Below are 18,419 nucleotides of genomic sequence, written 5' to 3'. Positions count from 1 at the left end.
TTATCTTCCTTCATTAACAATATGGGTACCGGTTTCCCCGCGCAGCGCGGCGGGCAGGCAGTCTGGCGAGGTGATGATCACGCGCTTGCCGCCATGGCGTAAAAATTCCAGCGAGGCGACGATTTTGGGCAGCATGCTGCCCGCCGGGAAATGGCCCTCGTCTTTGTAACGCGTCATCTGCGCCACGCTCACCGTGTCCAGCGCCTGCTGGTTCGGCTTGCCAAAGTGGATGCACACTTTTTCGACCCCGGTGGTGATCACCAGTACGTCGGCGCGGATCTCGCGCGCCAGCAGCGCGGTGGAGAGATCTTTATCAATTACCGCGTCAACGCTCTGGTAATCGCCCTGCTCAGTGCGCACCACCGGAATACCGCCGCCGCCCGCGCCAATCACCACAAAGCCTTTTTGCGTCAGGGTTTTGATGGCATCGGCTTCAACAATGCGTAACGGCTGCGGCGACGCCACCACGCGACGATAGCCCCGGCCAGAATCCTCAACAAAGTGCCAGTCCGGATGCGCCTGCTGCAGTTCATCGCGCTGCGCTTCGCTGAAGAACGCGCCGATGGGCTTGGTCGGGTGGCTAAAGCCCGGATCGTTTTTATCCACCTCCACCTGAGTGACAACGGTGACCGCTTTTTGCTCACCGCGCGCAGACAGGCGGTTGTTAAGCGCCTGCTGGATCAGGTAGCCGATACCGCCCTGCGTATCCGCCACGCAGTTGGCCAGCGGCGTGAGCGGCAGTCCCTCCCGCTCGTGGGCAATTTCAGCGCGGCGGAGATCCAGCCCCACCTGGGGGCCGTTGCCGTGGGTAAGCACGATGTCATAGTCCGAGGCCAGCATCTCCAGCACCGACTCTGCCACCGCCTTTACCGCCTGCGCCTGATGTTCAACCGACTGGCTGGCGTTATCTTTGATAATGCTGTTGCCGCCAATGGCGACGACCATAAGCTCTTTCATTTTGTTTCCTTTAGAAGGTGCGTTCTGGTGCCCTCACCCCGGCCCTCTCCCACAGGGAGAGGGGGATTAACAGAGATATCCAGCACATGCTTCACCACAAACATGCCGCCCATCATCAGATACGCCGTCACAAACATCAGCGAACTGCCTTCGGCAAAGCCCACCACCGGGGCGTGGATCACGCCAAACAGCGCCAGCAGCGCGCCACCGGCGGCGGCAATGGCCCCGCGCAGCGGTTTGTTGATAATGGCGAAGATGGCGATGCAGCCCCACAGCATGCTGGCGAGCGGTGCGCCGCTGCCCAGATGCACCAGCCCCTCGTAGTAGATTCCTTTACTGTGCAGCACGTCGGTGCCGATTTTCGCCGCGCTGGTGCCCGCCGCGCCCATCACGCTGTTCATCATGGTCAACGCCCAGTTGGCGATCCACGGGAACAGGCAGATGAAAATCACGGGCACCTCCACTTTGGGCGTTTCCCTCACGACCTGGTTGGCGGTGACAACGCCGATAAACACCAGGATCGGCACGATGGCGGTCATCGGAATGATGGCGAGCATAAACGCCCCCAGCCCGAACAGCGGCACGATAAACATGGTCACGCCGGAGGCCAGCGTGTAGCCGATGCTGGCGCCCATCGCTTTCCAGCCCGCATGACCCACATAGACCGTCACCGGGAACGGATTGCCCATCAGGCAGCCGAGCATGGAGGCCAGGCCGTTCGCCAGCATTACCTTGCGGGTCGGGTACTCGTCTCCCGCCGCGTGGGCGCTTTCAATGTTTTCCAGGTCGAAGATGTAGTTCGCCAGCCCCAGCGGCACGGCAGACGCCAGGTACGGCAGCGCGTGCGGCAAGCCCTGCAGGAAACCTTCTACATGCACTTCGGGCGGGTTAAAGCCGAAAGAGGACATCGAGGCTTTGATTGCCTCCGGGCTTTGCAGGCCGGAGATCCACGCTAACACCGTGCCAGCAATCAACAACAGCAGACCGGTCGGGATCCTGGCGAAGATTGGTTTTTTGCCGAACCAGTTAATGAAGATCAGCAGCAGCACAATGAACGACACGGTGGGCGCTTCAAACGCCTGCAGCATCGGGTTCATCGCCAGCAACAGCAGGCCCAGGCCCGACAGACACGAGAGCAGCACGGTACGCGGGATCATCTTGCGGATGGTCTCCCCCAGGAAAGAGCCGCCCGCCAGAATCATCGCCTCGACAAAGCACCACACCAGACCGATCTGAATGGCAAAATCCGCGTCACCGGTTTGCTGGTAGACCGGCATCAGGACCAGAAAAGTAACGGTAAAAATCGACGGCGCGCTCGGGCCAGACGGCAGCGCGGTGACGTCCGTTCGTCCGGTGGCGCGCGCCATCTGCAGGCCAAACCACGCGTAGCAGACGCTCGCCACCAGCACCGCCAGCCCGAAGGCCGGCGCGATGCGTCCATAAACAATCTCCTTCGGGATGCCGACGACAAAAATGAGCAACCCCATCATGGTCAGCAAATTGGTCAGGTTGTTGGTCATCAACCCGAAATATGCCGCCCAGTCACCTCTTTTCCACTCCAGTTTCATGTTTTTCATGGATGCTTGCCTTATAAAAAGTAGCGATCGCGGAAGGTCAACAGCGCCTTTTCAAAACAGCTAAACGGCGGGTGCACAATGCCCGCGCCAATCATGCCAATACCGGCGTCTTTGTGGGCAATGGCGGTATTGATAACCGGCAGAATGCCGCTGCCTGCGACTCGGGTGATGTCGATGGCGGTTGGAATGCCCATAAACGACAGCAGCGGAATGGTGACGTTCGGGTTTTCACCGAGGGTGATTTCGCGCATCTGGCGGGAGAAGTCGATGGCTTCTTCCACCGTACCGCCCACCAGCGCGACAATCGCCGGGGCCGTCGCCATCGCAAAGCCGCCGATACCGTAGGTTTCCGTGATGGCGCTGTCGCCGATATCCAGCCCGGAGTCTTCCGGCTTGTAACCCGCGAACATCGGGCCAATTACCTGCTGCGCCGGGCCGGTGAACCACTGCCCTGGCAGGCCAGAGACGCGCAGACCAAACTCGTAACCGTTACGCGCCATGGTGGTGACCACGGTGCTGTACTCAATGCCGTGGGCGGCGTCCAGCGCGGCCTTACACATCGCCATCCACGTCGGGCCGGAGAAGTAGTCGCTGCTGGCGACAAACTCAAATACCTCGCGCTGCTGCGCCACCGGATAGCCCGCCTGGATCAGCCCCGGCGTCAGCGCCTGGATCAGCAGTGTGGTGCCCGCGTTGTTGCGGTTGTGGCATTCGTCACCCATGTGCAGCGCCTGGGCCAGCATCAGGCGCAGATCGATTTCGCCGATAATCTTCATGGCGTCGCGCAGCATCGGGCCAAGCACATCGCGCATCCAGTTCAGACGGTCAATGACGCTCTGGTCGTTGGCGCCCATGCGCAGGATCTTCGCCATCTGCTCGCTAAGGTTGGTGTAGGCGCGGTTGCCGTAGGTTTTGTTCTCAACGATATGCATAAACATCGACGCGGAGGTAACGCCCGCCATCGAGCCCACGCAGTCGTGCTCGTGGCACGGCGAGAAGGTGATGTCGCCTGAAGCCGCCAGCCTTGCCGCCTCCTCCAGATCGTTCGCCAGCCCTTCAAACACCAGCGCGCCGGTGACAGCGCCTTTCATCGCGCCACACATATTTTCCCAGCTCACCGGAGGACCGGCATGCAGAATGGTGGTACGGGTCATCCCCGGCACAACGTTAATCGCCTGGTCGTACCCCACCAGCACCGGGTGGGACTGAATGATGCGCTCCAGCGCAATCTTGTTGGCGGCAGCGATCTTCTCTGCCAGCGGCTCCGCGGCCAGCTGGTCGAGCGCTTCGACGATCTGCATATTGCCCTGCCCCGGCGGTGCCCAGTCGAGCTGGGTGACGGGGACGTGCTGTTTTTTAAGATCGTCACTGAACAGCGCAATACCGACGTTAATGACGTTCAGCGGTTGGTTGAATAAGGTGGTCATCAGGCGTTCTCCCCTTTGCAGACAAATTCGCGTGCCAGTAATCCGGTGTTAGTACTGCTGCTGGCCCAGATCACGCCGGCATCGGTCAAAAGCTGACACTGCTGCGCCAGCGACTGGGGATCCTGGTCGGTGCCCAACACGTAGCCGAGGATCTCCAGCGGACGGTTATCGGCTTTCGCAATCGCCTGCGCCTCTTTAATGGCATCGAGCATCACGCCGACCGGATCCTCATGCGCGCCAAAGCCCAGCACGAAGTCCATCACAATCACGCCCACTTCCGGATCGCGCGCCTCCTGCAGCAGGCGGCTGATGCGGTTGGTCGGGTCGATCATCGGGTGCGGTTTGCCGTTGGTGAAATCGTCATCCCCAAAATCGAGGAAGGTGTGAGCCTGGCTGACGTTAATGTCGCGCAGGCGTTTCGCCGGATCGGGCTGAATGTTGCTGTAGACGTCGTCGTACTTCTCAAGCGCGGCGAACATCGCTTCATCACACAGGGTGCCGCCACAGAACAGACCGCGAATGTATTTCTGCTGCGGAGTGAGACGGGCGCGCACCTCTTCAATCAGGGGCCAGTTGAGCGGATGCAGGTTAAGGGACGCTTTGTTGATACCGGTGAGCAGCACGGCCTTCAGGGCCGCCTCTTTGGTGCCACGGGCGAACTGCAGACCGTCTTCATCTGCGGGCGGTTCGTTGCGACCAAGGAAACAGGCGATGACGGGTTTGCGACAGGCCCGGGCACGCGCCAGCACCTTTTCTGCCACCGCTGGCGCTGGCGGTTTGGAGATCAGCGCGATGACCTGGGTGGCATCGTCGGCCTCCAGCATGTCGATGGCGTCGAGCATCATCAGACCGCCGATTTTTTCACTGAGATCGCGCCCGCCGGTGCCAATCAGCTGCGATACCCCGCCGCCAAATTCATGAATGCGCACGCTCAGCTCCTGGCTACCGGTGCCGGACGCCCCGACAATGCCTATCGACCCGCGGCGTACGGCGTTGGCGAAGCACAGTCCTGCGCCGTTGATAATAGCGGTGCCGCAGTCTGGCCCCATCATCAGCAGCCCTTTCTGATGCGCCAGTTGCTTGAGCGCCAGCTCATCGTCGAGGGATACGTTATCGGAAAAGAGCATCACGTTGAGATCGTTTTCAAGCGCCTTGCGCGCTTCGCGTGCCGCAAACATGCCGTTTACTGAAATCACCGCCAGGTTACTGTCGGGACGGTGGGCTTTCGCGCTGGCCAGAGTCGCGTAGCGTGCTTCATGGGTGCCCACGCTCTCTTTTCGGGTGAATAACGCTTCAATCGCCGCCAGGGTTTCATCATTGGCCGCGTCGCCTTTAATGACGATCATCAGATCGCCGTTTTTCGCATCCTCTAATTCCGGCGTTAACAGCCCGAGATTTTTTAATACGCCTTTGTTCATTTCCGTCGCCATCGCCACAAACGCCTGTTCAACGCCTGGCAATTTATTGGCTTTGGTGGAAACGGACATTAATGAGACGGAGTCAAAATACGTGTTCTTTTTAATCACGATTTTTGTGGGCATTATTTTCTCCTGAATGCGGATAAAAGGGGGCCGCCGTCGTGCAAAATGCACGTCGGAAAAATACGTTTGAAATGGGGGCCAGCCGGAAACAGGCTGGCCGAATAAATTACGCGCCCGCCGCCAGCAGCAGGTCAGCTATCGCGTGGTAGCCTTTTTCCCGCGCCAGTTCGAGCGGGGTTTTACCGTATTTATCGGTCATGTGCGGATTCGCACCGTGGTCCAGCAGCAGCTTCACGATCGCCTGCTGTTTCGGGCCGCCGTCATTCAGGACAATGGCTTCCAGCAGCGGCGTCCAGCCGACGAAGTTGGTGTGATTAACGTTGATATCGGTCTTTTCCAGCAACTCGCGGACAATTTCCACATGTCCTTTCTCACTGGCGGGCGTAATCCCCACTCCGCCGAAGCGCGTCAGACGGTCCAGATCCGGGTTGGCGGGCAGAACAAGCCGCAGCAGGGTTAAATCATTGGTCAGGCAGCTGATCAGGAAGGGGTTAAAACAGGTCTGGTCCTGTTTATCTATATCCGCACCGGCGTCAATTAATAATGCGACACAGGGGTAATGTTTTTTCAGGCTGGCAATAACAATGGCGGTTCTTTTCTGACGGTTGGTGGCGTTAATATCGACACCTTTCTCCAGGCAGGCTTTTAGCGCGTCGACATTACCCTGCTCTGCCGCCAGTAAAAATTCCGTCACAAGTTCGTTCGCAGACATACAGACTCCCGATGGTGTGTTGCTGATGACCTGAGAATAGCAACAGCCCTTTCAGAAAAGAATCCGCTTAAAAATCATTCATCGACAGTCAATTCATTGTTGAGTTAAATTCAACGGTTCAGCCAAAACGTGCGTCTGTGCAACCTTTTTCTTATGGGTAAGCGTTTTTTCAGGCCATTCACGGCATTTTCCTTATGACCAAAGAAGCCTTGCATAACAAGGCTTGTAGCTAAACATCAGAACTGTGACCGCCGTCAAATGCGTTGTTGCGCCGCTGTTAAAATATGTTCAAAACTGATGGTAACCCGGAGCCGTAATATGAATTCCATCTTTACTGAAGAGAATCTGCTGGCCTTCACCACGGCGGCGCGTTTTGGCAGTTTCAGCAAAGCCGCCGCCGAGCTGGGTGTGACCACGTCGGCCATCAGTTACACCATCAAACGAATGGAGACCGGGCTGGACGTGGTGCTGTTTGTGCGTAACACCCGCAGCATTGAGTTGACCGAGTCCGGCTTTTACTTTTACCGCAAGGCTACCGATCTGCTGAACGATTTCTATGCCATCAGGCGCGGGATAGACACCATCTCTCAGGGCATCGAGGCGCGGGTACGCATCTGCATCAATCAGCTTTTGTATACCCCACGCCATACCGCGCGGCTGCTGCAGGTGCTGAAAAAGCAGTTTCCCACCTGCCAGATCACCGTCACCACGGAGGTCTATAACGGCGTCTGGGACTCAATCATCAATAACCAGGCCAATATCGCGATTGGCGCGCCGGATACGCTTCTTGACGGCGGCGGCATTGATTATACGGAGATTGGCGCTATTCGCTGGGTATTCGCCATCGCGCCGGAACACCCGCTGGCGTTTGTCCCGGAACCGATCGCGGAAAGCCAGCTGCGCCTCTACCCGAACATCATGGTGGAGGACACCGCGCACACCATTAATAAGAAGGTCGGCTGGCTGCTGCACGGGCAGGAGGCGATTCTGGTGCCGGATTTTAACACCAAATGCCAGTGTCAGATTCTGGGGGAAGGGATCGGTTTTTTACCGGAATACATGGCCCGGGAGGCCGTAGCGGACGGGCTGCTGGTGACACGACGCATCAATAACCCGCGTCAGGATTCGCGCATGCTGCTTGCCACGCAGCATGCGGCGACCGGCCAGGTCACGCGCTGGATCAAACAGCAGTTCGGCCCGCAGGGCGTACTGACCGGGATCTACAGCGACTTACTGTGGCGCACCTAGTTTCTTGTCTGAACCCAAAACGCGTGGATAAGTCCAGGGAAGTAGCCCAGTATGGTCAGAAGGATATTCAGGATAAACGCCCAGCCCAGTCCCTTGCCAAGCAGTACGCCCAGCGGCGGGAGAATAATCGTAAAAACAACACGCCAAAAACCCATAAAGACTCCGTGCAAGCTAACCAATTGAAAATTATAAAAGAGACATCTCTAAGCGTAGCCAGTTTACGGGTAACTGCCATTCGGCTGGCGCGCTTTTACCTGCCTTTACCCTCTTTACACTGGCTTAAATCCTTCTTTAAATGCTCTACTACATAAAACACGACTGTAAGGAAACACCATGTCTCTTCCTCTGATTACGCCACAGCAGGCAAACGCGCTTATTGATGACGGCGCAAAGCTGATTGATATTCGCGATCCTGACGAATATGCCCGCGAGCATATTCCCGCCGCACAGTCCGTGCCGCTGGACACCTTACCCGGCGCACTGAACGCCGGGGCGGGTGAAACGGTGATTTTTCACTGCCAGTCCGGGGCCAGAACATCAAACAATGCCGCACGTCTTGCCCAGGCGGCGTCGCCTGCTCAGGCCTTGGTGGTCGAGGGCGGTATTCAGGGCTGGAAACAGGCCGGACTGCCGACCGTAGAAGATAAATCCCAGCCGCTGCCGCTGATGCGTCAGGTGCAAATTGCTGCCGGGCTGCTGATTCTGTGCGGCGTGGTGCTGGGCTATACGCTCTCCAGCGGCTTCTTCCTGCTGAGCGGTTTTGTCGGGGCCGGGCTTCTGTTTGCTGGCCTGACCGGATTTTGCGGCATGGCAAGACTGCTCAAGGTGATGCCGTGGAACAGACATACCTCATAAGCAGTAATCGATGAACCCTGCTGTACCCGGCGTGTGACGTGGGCTACAGTGAAGATCGCTAAAACGATGAGGAGGTTCTATGTTTTCTGTCGGTGATTATGTGCAACCGCGTCAGGGCGGCCCGAAACTGAAAGTGCTAGAAGTGAATGGGGATAGCATTGTGGCCGTTCAGGCCAGCAATGAGCAGGGCGAGAAATATACCCTGAAGGCAGCGGAAGTTGCGCTGTACACCGAAGACGGTGATTTTGGCGTCTGCTAAACAGACAACCGGGCGGAGTCTTCCGCCCGGCTCACGCATTAGATCAGAAAATCATCCAGTGATTTGCCGTTTTCCAGCGCATTGGCAATAGGCTTCGGCGTGCGGCCCTGACCGGTCCACGTTTTCTCTTCACCGTTCTGGTCAATAAAGCGATATTTTGCTTCACGCGGCTTACGTTTTTTCGCCGATTTACCCGCATGCGCCAGCTCTACACCCAGCAGATCGGACGGTGAAATACCATCGGCTTTCATCCGTTCCAGCAGAGCATTAATTTTTTCCTGCTGCTCAGCGCGCTGTTGCTCTAATTCCGCCTGCTCACTACGTTTCTCTTCAGCAACGACCCTGACTTTTTCCAGCATTTCCTCAAGAACGTCCAGGGATAATTCACGCGCCATGGCGCGCAGAGTTCGGATATTATTAAGATTCTGTAACGTCAAAGACATATTATTTGAAAACCTTTTTTGTGGTGAGTCGTAAAATCAAAGCGAAGAATAATTCATTTCAAACATAATATCCACCCATCGACGCTTTTTGTCATTATTGTAAATATTTTTAAAGACGCCGCTTATATTATCCGGATATCGCGTTGTCGCGCTGCTTTTAATAAACATTCATAACAACATAAACGGTCGGTTTTAAGGCAAATCACAGGAGGGTACGCTGCGCGCTGCGTGTCGCACGGTCGCCGCCCACGCATTGCAAGCAACTTGTTGATTTTGCCCATCAAAAAACAGGACGAGAAAGAAAATAACGAAGCGAGCAAAAAACCATCATCTTTAGAGGATTTTGTGGAAAAAACGCGAATAAATAAAAATTTAACACTAGTTGTTAGTTTAAAGCCAGAAGGATACGCTATACACGTCAACCAAACCAACCCAAATCACTAAGATCATTACTTTTGTGCGTCTCAAGGAGCTCAGCCATGTTCTCACCGCAATCTCGCCTGCGCCACGCGGTAGCGGATACTTTCGCGATGGTTGTCTACTGTTCCGTCGTGAACATGCTGATTGAAATATTCCTCTCCGGAATGACCTTCGAGCAGTCACTTTCTTCGCGTCTGGTAGCGATCCCGGTGAACATTATTATCGCCTGGCCTTACGGCTTATACCGTGATGCCGTGATGCGCTTCGCCCGCCGCATCAGCCCGTCTGGCTGGATGAAAAACCTGGCAGATGTGCTGGCCTATGTGACGTTTCAGTCGCCTGTGTATGTGGCGATCCTGTTGACGGTGGGGGCAGACTGGCATCAGATTGCCGCAGCGGTGAGCTCAAATATCGTGATTTCGATGTTGATGGGCGCGGTGTATGGCTATTTCCTCGACTACTGTCGCCGCCTGTTCAGGGTCAGCCAGTACAGCCAGGCAAAAGCCTGATATGAAGCGACTGGCGTATGCCAGTCGCAGTATTATTGTGCGTCGCCAAACAGTCCCTTCAGAAACCGCTCCAGCGCCATACGCGAGCTAAAACCATGCGGAATACCATAATGCTCGTGCGTCTCGCCGCCTAAATAGAGCGGAAACTGCTGGTAGTGATCGCAGGTTTTAATATCCGAGGCAGGCTCAGCAAATGACAGACTTCTGTCTTTCAGCGTCGGGTGAATAATAAGAGCGGTACGCCCCATTCTGGCTTCACGATTCACGTAAACATAATTCTCGCCACGGCGATAGCCATACGCTTTTGGCGTCACTTCATCCATGGTGAATCCCGCTTTTTCAAGAACGCGCGCCACCTCATCCGGTCGTAAATACATATCTTTTCCTCGTTATCTTTTCCTGCCCGGCAACCTTACAGTATTCAGCATTAGCAGGGCTTTCAGAATATTCCATAAACGACCTGATGAGTCGTGACTCGCTTCAGATATTAAATTTCTGAACTAAACTAAACCGGAAGACAAAATTATGGAGGATCGTATGTTTAACAGACCGAACCAAAACGATATTAACGACGACGCTCAGGATATTCGTAATGATGTCAGCAGATTAGCGGACACGCTGGAGGAGGTGCTGAAATCCTGGGGCTCCGATGCGAAGGACGATGCGGAGGCCGCAAAACGTAAGGCTCAGTCTCTGCTGCGTGAAACACGCGCCCGGATGCATGGCCGCTCTCGTGCCACCCAGGCTGCCTGCGACATGGCAAGTTGCGCCACCACCTTTGTTCGTGAAAAACCGCTGTGTACCCTGGGTACGGTCGCGGCGGTAGGTATTTTTGTTGGTGCCTTGCTTAGCCTGCGTAAGTAAGCGCGCGTTATCAGCCCCGGTTGCCTCTGGCGCCGGGGCTTTTCTTTGCCTGAAAGCCTGAAAAACCCGTGCAGCCTGCCCTGCCCCGCTGTGCTCATCATTGGGGCACCATCAATCTGAATTTCCCATATCTTGTATGGTTGAAACTTAGTACAACTACATCTAGTATTCCCTTTAGCAAGACACACACAACCTGACGCGATGCTTCGCGCCGTTCTCTCATTTTAAATGGAAATACGAATCATGAGCATTATTATTTACACTCGTAACAATTGTGTTCAGTGCCACGCGACCAAACGCGCTATGGAAAGCCGCGGGGTGGACTTTGAGATGGTGAATATCGATCTGGTGCCCGAGGCTGCCGATACTCTGCGTGCCCAGGGATTTCGCCAGCTGCCAGTGGTGGTGGCCGGGGAAACCAGCTGGTCTGGCTTTCGCCCGGACATGATTAACCGCCTCGCCGCGCAGGCCGCAAGGGCATGAGTGGGCTGGTCTACTTCTCCAGCAGCTCGGAAAACACGCTCCGCTTTATTGAGCGCGTCGGGCTGCCTGCGGTGCGCATTCCGCTCAACGAGCGGGAGCGTATTCAGGTAGACGACCCTTACATTCTGGTGGTTCCCAGCTATGGCGGCGGCGGTACGGCAGGTGCGGTACCGCGTCAGGTGATCCGCTTTCTCAACGATCCCCATAACCGCGCGCTTATTCGCGGCGTGATTGCGGCGGGCAATCGTAATTTCGGCGACGCCTTTGGTCGCGCCGGGGATGTCATCTCTCAAAAATGCGGCGTGCCGTATCTCTATCGCTTTGAACTGATGGGGACTCAGCAGGACGTAGAGAACGTGCGTAAAGGAGTGAACGAATTTTGGCAACGACAACCGCAGAACGCGTAATGCAGGCGACACCGGACTACCACGCCTTAAACGCGATGCTTAACCTCTACGATCGCGAGGGGCGCATCCAGTTTGGTAAAGATCATGACGCCGTGGACGCCTTTTTTGCCGCCCATGTCCGTCCAAACAGCGTGACGTTCGCCAGCCAGGATGAGCGTCTCGACTACCTGGTCAACGAAGGGTATTACGAAGAACGCGTGCTCTCCCGTTACGACCACGCCTTTGTGGTCAGGTTATTTGAGCGGGCCCACGCCAGCGGTTTTCGGTTCCAGACGTTTCTGGGCGCCTGGAAGTATTACACCAGCTACACCCTGAAAACCTTTGACGGCAAACGCTATCTTGAAAGCTTTGAGGATCGCGTGGTGATGGTGGCGCTGACACTGGCCCAGGGCGATGAAGCCCTGGCTGAACAGCTGACGGAAGAGATCCTCTCCGGGCGCTTCCAGCCAGCCACCCCGACCTTCCTTAACTGCGGCAAGGCCCAGCGCGGCGAGCTGGTCTCCTGTTTCCTTCTGCGTATAGAAGACAATATGGAGTCGATTGGCCGCGCGGTGAATTCGGCGCTGCAGTTGTCCAAACGCGGCGGCGGCGTGGCGTTTTTACTGTCTAACCTGCGTGAAGCGGGTGCGCCAATTAAGCGCATTGAGAACCAGTCATCCGGCGTGATCCCGGTGATGAAGATGCTGGAAGATGCCTTCTCCTACGCCAACCAGCTTGGCGCGCGTCAGGGGGCCGGGGCGGTCTACCTGCACGCCCACCACCCGGACATTCTGCGTTTTCTGGATACCAAACGCGAAAACGCCGACGAAAAAATCCGTATCAAAACCCTGTCGCTCGGCGTGGTGATCCCGGATATCACCTTTAAGCTCGCCAAAGAGAATGCCGACATGGCGCTGTTCTCGCCGTATGACGTTGAGCGAATTTACGGCAAAGCGTTTGGCGACGTGGCGATAAGCGAGCTTTACGACGAGCTGGTTGCCGACGATCGCATTCGCAAAAAATACATCAACGCCCGCGATTTCTTCCAGCGGCTTGCCGAAATTCAGTTTGAGTCCGGCTACCCGTATATCATGTATGAAGACACGGTAAACCGTGCGAACCCGATTGCCGGGCGCATCAACATGAGCAACCTCTGTTCGGAGATTTTGCAGGTCAACAGCGCGTCCACTTATGACGAGAATCTGGACTACGCCGACATCGGCAAAGATATCTCCTGCAACCTCGGGTCGCTGAATATTGCCCACACCATGGATTCACCTGATTTTGGCCGTACGGTCGACACGGCAGTTCGCGGCCTGACGGCAGTATCAGACATGAGTCATATCCGCAGCGTGCCGTCCATTGAGGCAGGCAACGCCGCGTCACACGCCATCGGCCTGGGCCAGATGAACCTGCACGGCTATCTGGCGCGGGAAGGCATCGCCTACGGCAGCCCGGAAGGGCTGGATTTCACCAACCTCTATTTTTACACCATCACCTGGCATGCGCTGCACACCTCAATGATGCTGGCGCGCGAGCGCAACCAGCGCTTCGCGGGCTTTGAGCAGTCGCGCTATGCCAGCGGGGAATATTTCAGTCAGTACCTGGAGGGCGACTGGCAGCCGAAAACGGAGAAAGTGCGCGCGTTGTTTGCCCGCGCCGGGATCGTTCTGCCCACGCGCGAAATGTGGCAGCAGCTGCGTGACGATGTGATGCGCCACGGCATCTATAACCAGAACCTGCAGGCGGTGCCGCCCACCGGCTCTATCTCCTATATTAATCACGCCACGTCGAGCATTCACCCGATTGTGTCGAAAATTGAGATCCGCAAGGAGGGCAAAACCGGGCGCGTCTACTACCCCGCCCCGTTTATGACCAATGAGAACCTGGCGCTGTATCAGGACGCGTATGAAATTGGCCCGGAAAAAATCATCGATACCTACGCCGAAGCAACCCGGCACGTGGATCAGGGCCTGTCGCTGACGCTCTTCTTCCCGGACACGGCCACCACGCGGGATATCAACAAAGCACAGATTTATGCCTGGAAGAAAGGCATTAAAACGCTCTATTACATTCGCCTGCGCCAGCTTGCGCTGGAAGGCACCGAAATCGAAGGCTGCGTGTCCTGCGCGCTGTAAGGAGAAAGGATGAAACTGTCACGCGTGAGTGCGATTAACTGGAACCACATTCAGGATGATAAGGACCTGGAGGTGTGGAACCGCCTGACCAGCAACTTCTGGCTGCCGGAAAAAGTGCCGCTTTCTAACGATATTCCGGCCTGGCAAACCCTGAGTCATGCCGAGCAGCAGCTGACAATCCGCGTCTTTACCGGTCTGACGCTGCTGGACACCATCCAGAATACCGTTGGCGCCCCCGCGCTGATGGCCGATGCGCTGACGCCGCACGAAGAGGCGGTGATGTCGAACATCAGCTTTATGGAAGCGGTGCACGCCCGCTCCTACAGTTCGATCTTCTCGACGCTGTGCCAGACCAAAGATGTGGATGCGGCCTACAGCTGGAGTGAAGAGAGCGAGTCACTGCAGCGCAAGGCCAACCTGGTGCTGGATTATTATCAGGCCGATGAGCCGCTGAAGAAGAAAATCGCCAGCGTGTTTCTGGAATCATTCCTCTTCTACTCCGGCTTCTGGCTGCCGATGTACTGGTCGAGCCGCGGCAAACTCACCAACACCGCCGATCTCATTCGCCTCATTATCCGGGATGAAGCGGTGCACGGGTATTACATCGGCTATAAGTACCAGAAAGGGCTGGAGAAAGTCAGTGATGTCAGACGCGAGGAGCTAAAAGGATTTGCCCTTGATTTGCTGATGGATCTCTATGATAACGAACTGAGCTATACCGAAGAGCTCTACGCCGGAACCGGCTGGGAAGAGGAGGTAAAAGCCTTCCTCTGTTACAACGCCAATAAGGCGCTGATGAACCTCGGCTACGAGGCTTTGTTCCCGCCCGAAATGGCCGACGTGAACCCGGCAATTCTGGCGGCGCTCTCCCCCAACGCTGACGAAAACCACGACTTCTTTTCCGGGTCCGGCTCATCGTATGTGATGGGTAAAGCGGTGGAAACAGAAGATGAGGACTGGGATTTTTAATGATCGCCTTAACGTTCATTAATTAAATATAAATATTCCAATTTCCTTCCGGATATTTCTCCTTCAGCTACACTGTCATCTCCACGACATATTCGCCTGAATCACTCCGATCCAGGCGAATTCTCCCGATGGCGCAGCAAAAAATTCACAAAAATTCAGATCGCGCTCAGCCCTTTACTCATGGGAAATTCAGCCGTTTCGCTTACTGCAAAATTCAACCCATAAGCAAACCCAGGGTTGCCTCAGAATCTGAGTATGTTAGGGTTATGCCCGTTAACAATTTACCATGGTAATCATATCGACATAAACAAATAACAGGACACTCTCTATTGCATGGCAATTAAATTAGAAGTGAAGAATCTTTATAAAATATTTGGCGAGCATCCGCAGCGCGCATTCAAATATATTGAAAAAGGCCATTCGAAAGAGCAAATTCTGGAAAAAACCGGGCTATCGCTTGGCGTTAAAGACGCCAGTCTGGCCATTGAAGAAGGCGAGATTTTTGTCATCATGGGGTTATCCGGTTCGGGTAAATCCACTATGGTTCGCCTTCTCAATCGCCTGATTGAACCCACCCGTGGGCAGGTCCTGATTGATGGTGTAGACATTGCCCAAATATCAGATGCCGAACTCCGCGAGGTGCGCAGAAAAAAGATTGCGATGGTCTTCCAGTCGTTCGCCCTGATGCCGCATATGACGGTACTGGATAATACCGCCTTTGGTATGGAATTAGCGGGCGTTGCCGCCAGCGAACGTCAGGAAAAAGCGCTTGATGCATTGCGCCAGGTGGGGCTGGAAAATTATGCCCATGCGTATCCGGATGAGCTTTCCGGCGGCATGCGTCAGCGTGTAGGTTTAGCCCGCGCATTAGCCATCAATCCCGATATTTTATTAATGGATGAAGCCTTCTCGGCGCTTGATCCCTTAATTCGCACCGAGATGCAGGATGAGCTGGTAAAATTACAGGCGAGACACCAGCGCACCATTGTCTTTATTTCTCACGATCTCGATGAAGCCATGCGTATTGGCGACCGCATTGCCATTATGCAAAATGGCGAAGTGGTGCAGGTCGGTACACCGGATGAAATTCTGAATAATCCGGCAAATGATTATGTGCGGACCTTCTTCCGCGGCGTGGATATTAGCCAGGTGTTTAGCGCCAAAGATATTGCCCGTCGTACCCCGAACGGCATTATTCGTAAAACACCGGGTTTCGGTCCGCGCTCTGCCCTTAAGCTTCTGCAGGACGAAGACCGTGAATACGGTTATCTGGTTGAACGCGGCAATAAATTTGTCGGCGTTGTCTCCATCGATTCTCTCAAAACCGCGCTCAGCGAAAACCAGGGAATTGATGCGGCGTTAATTGACGCTCCGCTTGCCGTGGATGCCGAAACGCCGCTCAGCGAGTTGCTCTCTCACGTCGGCCAGGCACCCTGTGCCGTGCCGGTTATTGGTGAAGAACAACAGTACGTCGGCATCATCTCAAAACGGATGTTGCTGCAGGCTTTAGATCGCGAGGGGGCAAACCATGGCTGATCAATCTAACCCGTGGGGCACCACAGAGGCAGCAGACAGCGCTGCGCAATCTGCCGATGCGTGGGGTTCCACGCCAGCACCGGCCGATGGCGGTGGCGCGGCAGACTGGCTCAATAATGCGCCAGCACCGGCACCAGAACATTTCAATATTATGGATCCGTTCCACAAAACGCTGATCCCCCTGGACAGCTGGGTAACGGAGGGGATCGACTGGGTGGTTACCCATTTCCGTCCCGTCTTCCAGGGGATCCGCGTTCCGGTGGATTACATCCTCAACGGCTTCCAGCAACTGATGCTGGGCATGCCCGCGCCGGTGGCGATTGTGCTGTTCTCGCTGATCGCCTGGCAGTTTGGTAGTGCAGGTATGGGGATCGCCACGCTGATCTCGTTGATTGCGATTGGTGCCATTGGCGCGTGGTCGCAGGCGATGATCACCCTGGCGCTGGTGCTGACCGCCCTGCTCTTCTGCATTGTCATTGGATTGCCTACGGGGATCTGGCTGGCGCGCAGCCCACGGGCGGCGAAGATTGTTCGTCCGCTGCTGGATGCGATGCAAACCACGCCAGCGTTCGTTTATCTGGTGCCCATCGTGATGCTGTTCGGTATCGGCAACGTGCCGGGCGTGGTGGTGACCATTATCTTCGCCCTGCCGCCGATTATTCGTCTGACAATACTCGGGATTAACCAGGTGCCTGCGGATCTGATTGAGGCCTCCCGTTCGTTCGGTGCCAGCCCGCGGCAGATGCTGTTTAAGGTTCAGCTCCCGCTGGCAATGCCTACCATCATGGCGGGGGTTAACCAGACGCTGATGCTGGCGCTCTCGATGGTGGTGATCGCCTCGATGATTGCCGTTGGCGGGCTGGGTCAGATGGTACTGCGCGGTATTGGCCGCCTCGATATGGGGCTGGCGACCGTCGGCGGCGTGGGCATTGTGATCCTCGCCATTATTCTTGACCGCCTGACCCAGGCTGTCGGTCGTGATTCACGCAGTCGCGGCAACCGTCGCTGGTATACCACCGGCCCTGTCGGGTTACTCACCCGCCCATTCAGAAAATAAGGAACAACGATGCGACATAAGGTACTTTTTGCCACAGCGTTTGCCACCCTTGTCTCCACCAGCGCATTCGCCGCGGACCTGCCGGGTAAAGGCATTACCGTGCAGCCGGTGCAGAGCACCATTTCGGAAGAGAGCTTCCAGACGCTTATCGTCAGCCGCGCGCTGGAGAAGCTGGGTTATACGGTCAATACGCCGAGCGAAGTGGATTACAACGTCGGCTACACCTCGATTGCCTCCGGTGATGCGACCTTCACTGCCGTCAACTGGCAGCCGCTGCACGACGATATGTACGCCGCGGCTGGCGGTGATAAGAAGTTCTACCGTGAAGGCACCTTCGTGACCGGTGCGGCGCAGGGTTATCTGATCGACAAGAAAACCGCCGACCAGTACCACATCACCAATATTGAGCAGCTGAAAGATCCGAAGATCGCCAAACTGTTCGACACTAACGGCGACGGCAAAGCCGATATGATGGGCTGCTCGCCGGGCTGGGGTTGTGAAGCGGTGATTAACCACCAGAACAAAGCGTACGGTCTGGCGAAAACCGTCGACGTGAGCCACGGCAACTACTCAGCGATGATGGCCGACACCATCGCCCGCTTTAAAGAGGGCAAACCGGTGATTTATTACACCTGGACCCCGTACTGGGTGAGCGACGTGCTGAAGCCGGGTAAAGATGTGGTGTGGCTGCAGGTGCCGTTCTCCTCCCTGCCGGGTGAGCAGAAAGATATCGACACCAAACTGCCGAACGGCATGAACTATGGCTTCCCGGTGAATACGATGCATATCGTCGCCAACAAAGCCTGGGCGGAGAAAAACCCGGCCGCCGCCAAACTGTTCTCGGTAATGAAGCTGCCGCTGGCGGACATCAACGCCCAGAATGCGATGATGCACGCGGGCAAATCGTCTGAGGCGGATGTGAAGGGCCACGTTGACGGCTGGATTAAAGCCCACCAGCAGCAGTTTGATGGCTGGGTGAAGGAAGCGCTTGAGGCGCAGAAGTAAGTTTTTCCCCTCACCCCGGCTCTCTTAATCGTT

At 55.9% G+C, this 18,419-nt stretch carries 20 protein-coding genes; 12 read left to right on the top strand and 8 right to left on the bottom strand.

What is annotated here, in order from left to right; all coding sequences use genetic code 11:
- From VF709_RS20070 to VF709_RS20050, 5 genes are all read right to left on the bottom strand, one after another.
- Complete coding sequence (locus VF709_RS20070) at positions 1-957, bottom strand: carbamate kinase family protein (RefSeq protein ID WP_013098404.1); 957 nt, start codon at positions 955-957, stop codon at positions 1-3.
- Entirely contained in the window at positions 954-2,534 is a 1,581-nt protein-coding gene (locus VF709_RS20065) for a xanthine permease (RefSeq protein ID WP_040023525.1), read from the bottom strand. Before VF709_RS20065 ends, VF709_RS20070 begins: the two co-directional genes overlap by 4 nt.
- Before the next feature lie 11 nt (positions 2,535-2,545).
- Positions 2,546-3,961: a DUF1116 domain-containing protein gene (locus tag VF709_RS20060; RefSeq protein WP_013098406.1), complete on the bottom strand. Its 1,416-nt coding sequence runs from the start codon at positions 3,959-3,961 to the stop codon at positions 2,546-2,548.
- Positions 3,961-5,502 (bottom strand): acyl-CoA synthetase FdrA, encoded by a 1,542-nt coding sequence (fdrA, locus tag VF709_RS20055; protein ID WP_095428026.1) that lies wholly within the window; start codon positions 5,500-5,502, stop codon positions 3,961-3,963. Before fdrA ends, VF709_RS20060 begins: the two co-directional genes overlap by 1 nt.
- Positions 5,503-5,608: 106 nt before the next feature.
- Entirely contained in the window at positions 5,609-6,214 is a 606-nt protein-coding gene (locus VF709_RS20050; RefSeq protein ID WP_014832999.1) for an ankyrin repeat domain-containing protein, read from the bottom strand.
- Between the two features lie 318 nt (positions 6,215-6,532).
- Here VF709_RS20050 and VF709_RS20045 point away from each other — a divergent pair, with 318 nt between their 5' ends.
- Entirely contained in the window at positions 6,533-7,462 is a 930-nt protein-coding gene (locus VF709_RS20045) for a LysR substrate-binding domain-containing protein (RefSeq protein WP_020684930.1), read from the top strand.
- Here the strand turns inward: VF709_RS20045 and VF709_RS20040 are convergent.
- Entirely contained in the window at positions 7,459-7,617 is a 159-nt protein-coding gene (locus VF709_RS20040; protein WP_013098410.1) for a YqaE/Pmp3 family membrane protein, read from the bottom strand. The genes VF709_RS20045 and VF709_RS20040 overlap by 4 nt on opposite strands.
- Positions 7,618-7,795: 178 nt before the next feature.
- On the opposite strand from VF709_RS20040, the gene VF709_RS20035 reads away from it, so the two are divergent.
- The gene (locus VF709_RS20035) at positions 7,796-8,317 is read left to right on the top strand and encodes a rhodanese family protein (RefSeq protein ID WP_038986134.1); all 522 of its coding nucleotides are present in this window, start codon (positions 7,796-7,798) and stop codon (positions 8,315-8,317) included.
- A 79-nt stretch (positions 8,318-8,396) separates the two neighbouring features.
- Positions 8,397-8,576 (top strand): hypothetical protein, encoded by a 180-nt coding sequence (locus tag VF709_RS20030; protein ID WP_013098412.1) that lies wholly within the window; start codon positions 8,397-8,399, stop codon positions 8,574-8,576.
- 38 nt (positions 8,577-8,614) lie between these two features.
- Here the strand turns inward: VF709_RS20030 and stpA are convergent, their stop codons facing one another.
- On the bottom strand, positions 8,615-9,019 hold the full coding sequence (gene stpA / locus VF709_RS20025; RefSeq protein ID WP_013098413.1) for a DNA-binding protein StpA: 405 nt from the start codon (positions 9,017-9,019) through the stop codon (positions 8,615-8,617).
- A 479-nt stretch (positions 9,020-9,498) separates the two neighbouring features.
- On the opposite strand from stpA, the gene alaE reads away from it, so the two are divergent.
- Positions 9,499-9,948: an L-alanine exporter AlaE gene (gene alaE / locus VF709_RS20020; protein WP_013098416.1), complete on the top strand. Its 450-nt coding sequence runs from the start codon at positions 9,499-9,501 to the stop codon at positions 9,946-9,948.
- A 32-nt stretch (positions 9,949-9,980) separates the two neighbouring features.
- Here the strand turns inward: alaE and VF709_RS20015 are convergent, their stop codons facing one another.
- The gene (locus VF709_RS20015) at positions 9,981-10,325 is read right to left on the bottom strand and encodes a DUF2002 family protein (protein WP_013098417.1); all 345 of its coding nucleotides are present in this window, start codon (positions 10,323-10,325) and stop codon (positions 9,981-9,983) included.
- Positions 10,326-10,485: 160 nt separating this feature from the next.
- Between VF709_RS20015 and VF709_RS20010 the strand changes: the two genes are divergently transcribed.
- The 8 genes from VF709_RS20010 to proX all read left to right on the top strand — a co-directional run bounded on the left by VF709_RS20010 (position 10,486) and on the right by proX (position 18,386).
- On the top strand, positions 10,486-10,812 hold the full coding sequence (locus tag VF709_RS20010) for a DUF883 domain-containing protein (RefSeq protein ID WP_029883716.1): 327 nt from the start codon (positions 10,486-10,488) through the stop codon (positions 10,810-10,812).
- A 243-nt stretch (positions 10,813-11,055) separates the two neighbouring features.
- The gene (gene nrdH / locus VF709_RS20005; RefSeq protein WP_095908163.1) at positions 11,056-11,295 is read left to right on the top strand and encodes a glutaredoxin-like protein NrdH; all 240 of its coding nucleotides are present in this window, start codon (positions 11,056-11,058) and stop codon (positions 11,293-11,295) included.
- On the top strand, positions 11,292-11,702 hold the full coding sequence (gene nrdI / locus VF709_RS20000; protein ID WP_029883717.1) for a class Ib ribonucleoside-diphosphate reductase assembly flavoprotein NrdI: 411 nt from the start codon (positions 11,292-11,294) through the stop codon (positions 11,700-11,702). Before nrdH ends, nrdI begins: the two co-directional genes overlap by 4 nt.
- Positions 11,675-13,819, top strand: a complete 2,145-nt coding sequence (nrdE, locus tag VF709_RS19995; protein WP_149896937.1) for a class 1b ribonucleoside-diphosphate reductase subunit alpha — start codon at positions 11,675-11,677, stop codon at positions 13,817-13,819. Before nrdI ends, nrdE begins: the two co-directional genes overlap by 28 nt.
- A gap of 9 nt (positions 13,820-13,828) precedes the next feature.
- A complete protein-coding gene (gene nrdF, locus VF709_RS19990) occupies positions 13,829-14,788 on the top strand; it encodes a class 1b ribonucleoside-diphosphate reductase subunit beta (protein ID WP_013098422.1) in 960 nt (319 codons plus the stop codon).
- Positions 14,789-15,121: 333 nt separating this feature from the next.
- Entirely contained in the window at positions 15,122-16,324 is a 1,203-nt protein-coding gene (gene proV, locus VF709_RS19985) for a glycine betaine/L-proline ABC transporter ATP-binding protein ProV (RefSeq protein ID WP_440232207.1), read from the top strand.
- Positions 16,317-17,381 (top strand): glycine betaine/L-proline ABC transporter permease ProW, encoded by a 1,065-nt coding sequence (gene proW, locus VF709_RS19980; protein ID WP_013098424.1) that lies wholly within the window; start codon positions 16,317-16,319, stop codon positions 17,379-17,381. Before proV ends, proW begins: the two co-directional genes overlap by 8 nt.
- 9 nt (positions 17,382-17,390) lie before the next feature.
- The gene (gene proX, locus VF709_RS19975) at positions 17,391-18,386 is read left to right on the top strand and encodes a glycine betaine/L-proline ABC transporter substrate-binding protein ProX (protein WP_013098425.1); all 996 of its coding nucleotides are present in this window, start codon (positions 17,391-17,393) and stop codon (positions 18,384-18,386) included.
- Positions 18,387-18,419: the final 33 nt, after the last annotated feature.

Source organism: Enterobacter sp. Lyrl_3 (genome assembly GCF_051948675.1).
GTDB lineage: Bacteria > Pseudomonadota > Gammaproteobacteria > Enterobacterales > Enterobacteriaceae > Enterobacter > Enterobacter cloacae.
Note: the sequence above shows the minus strand (reverse complement) of the source record. Positions and strands in the feature narration are given on the sequence as shown.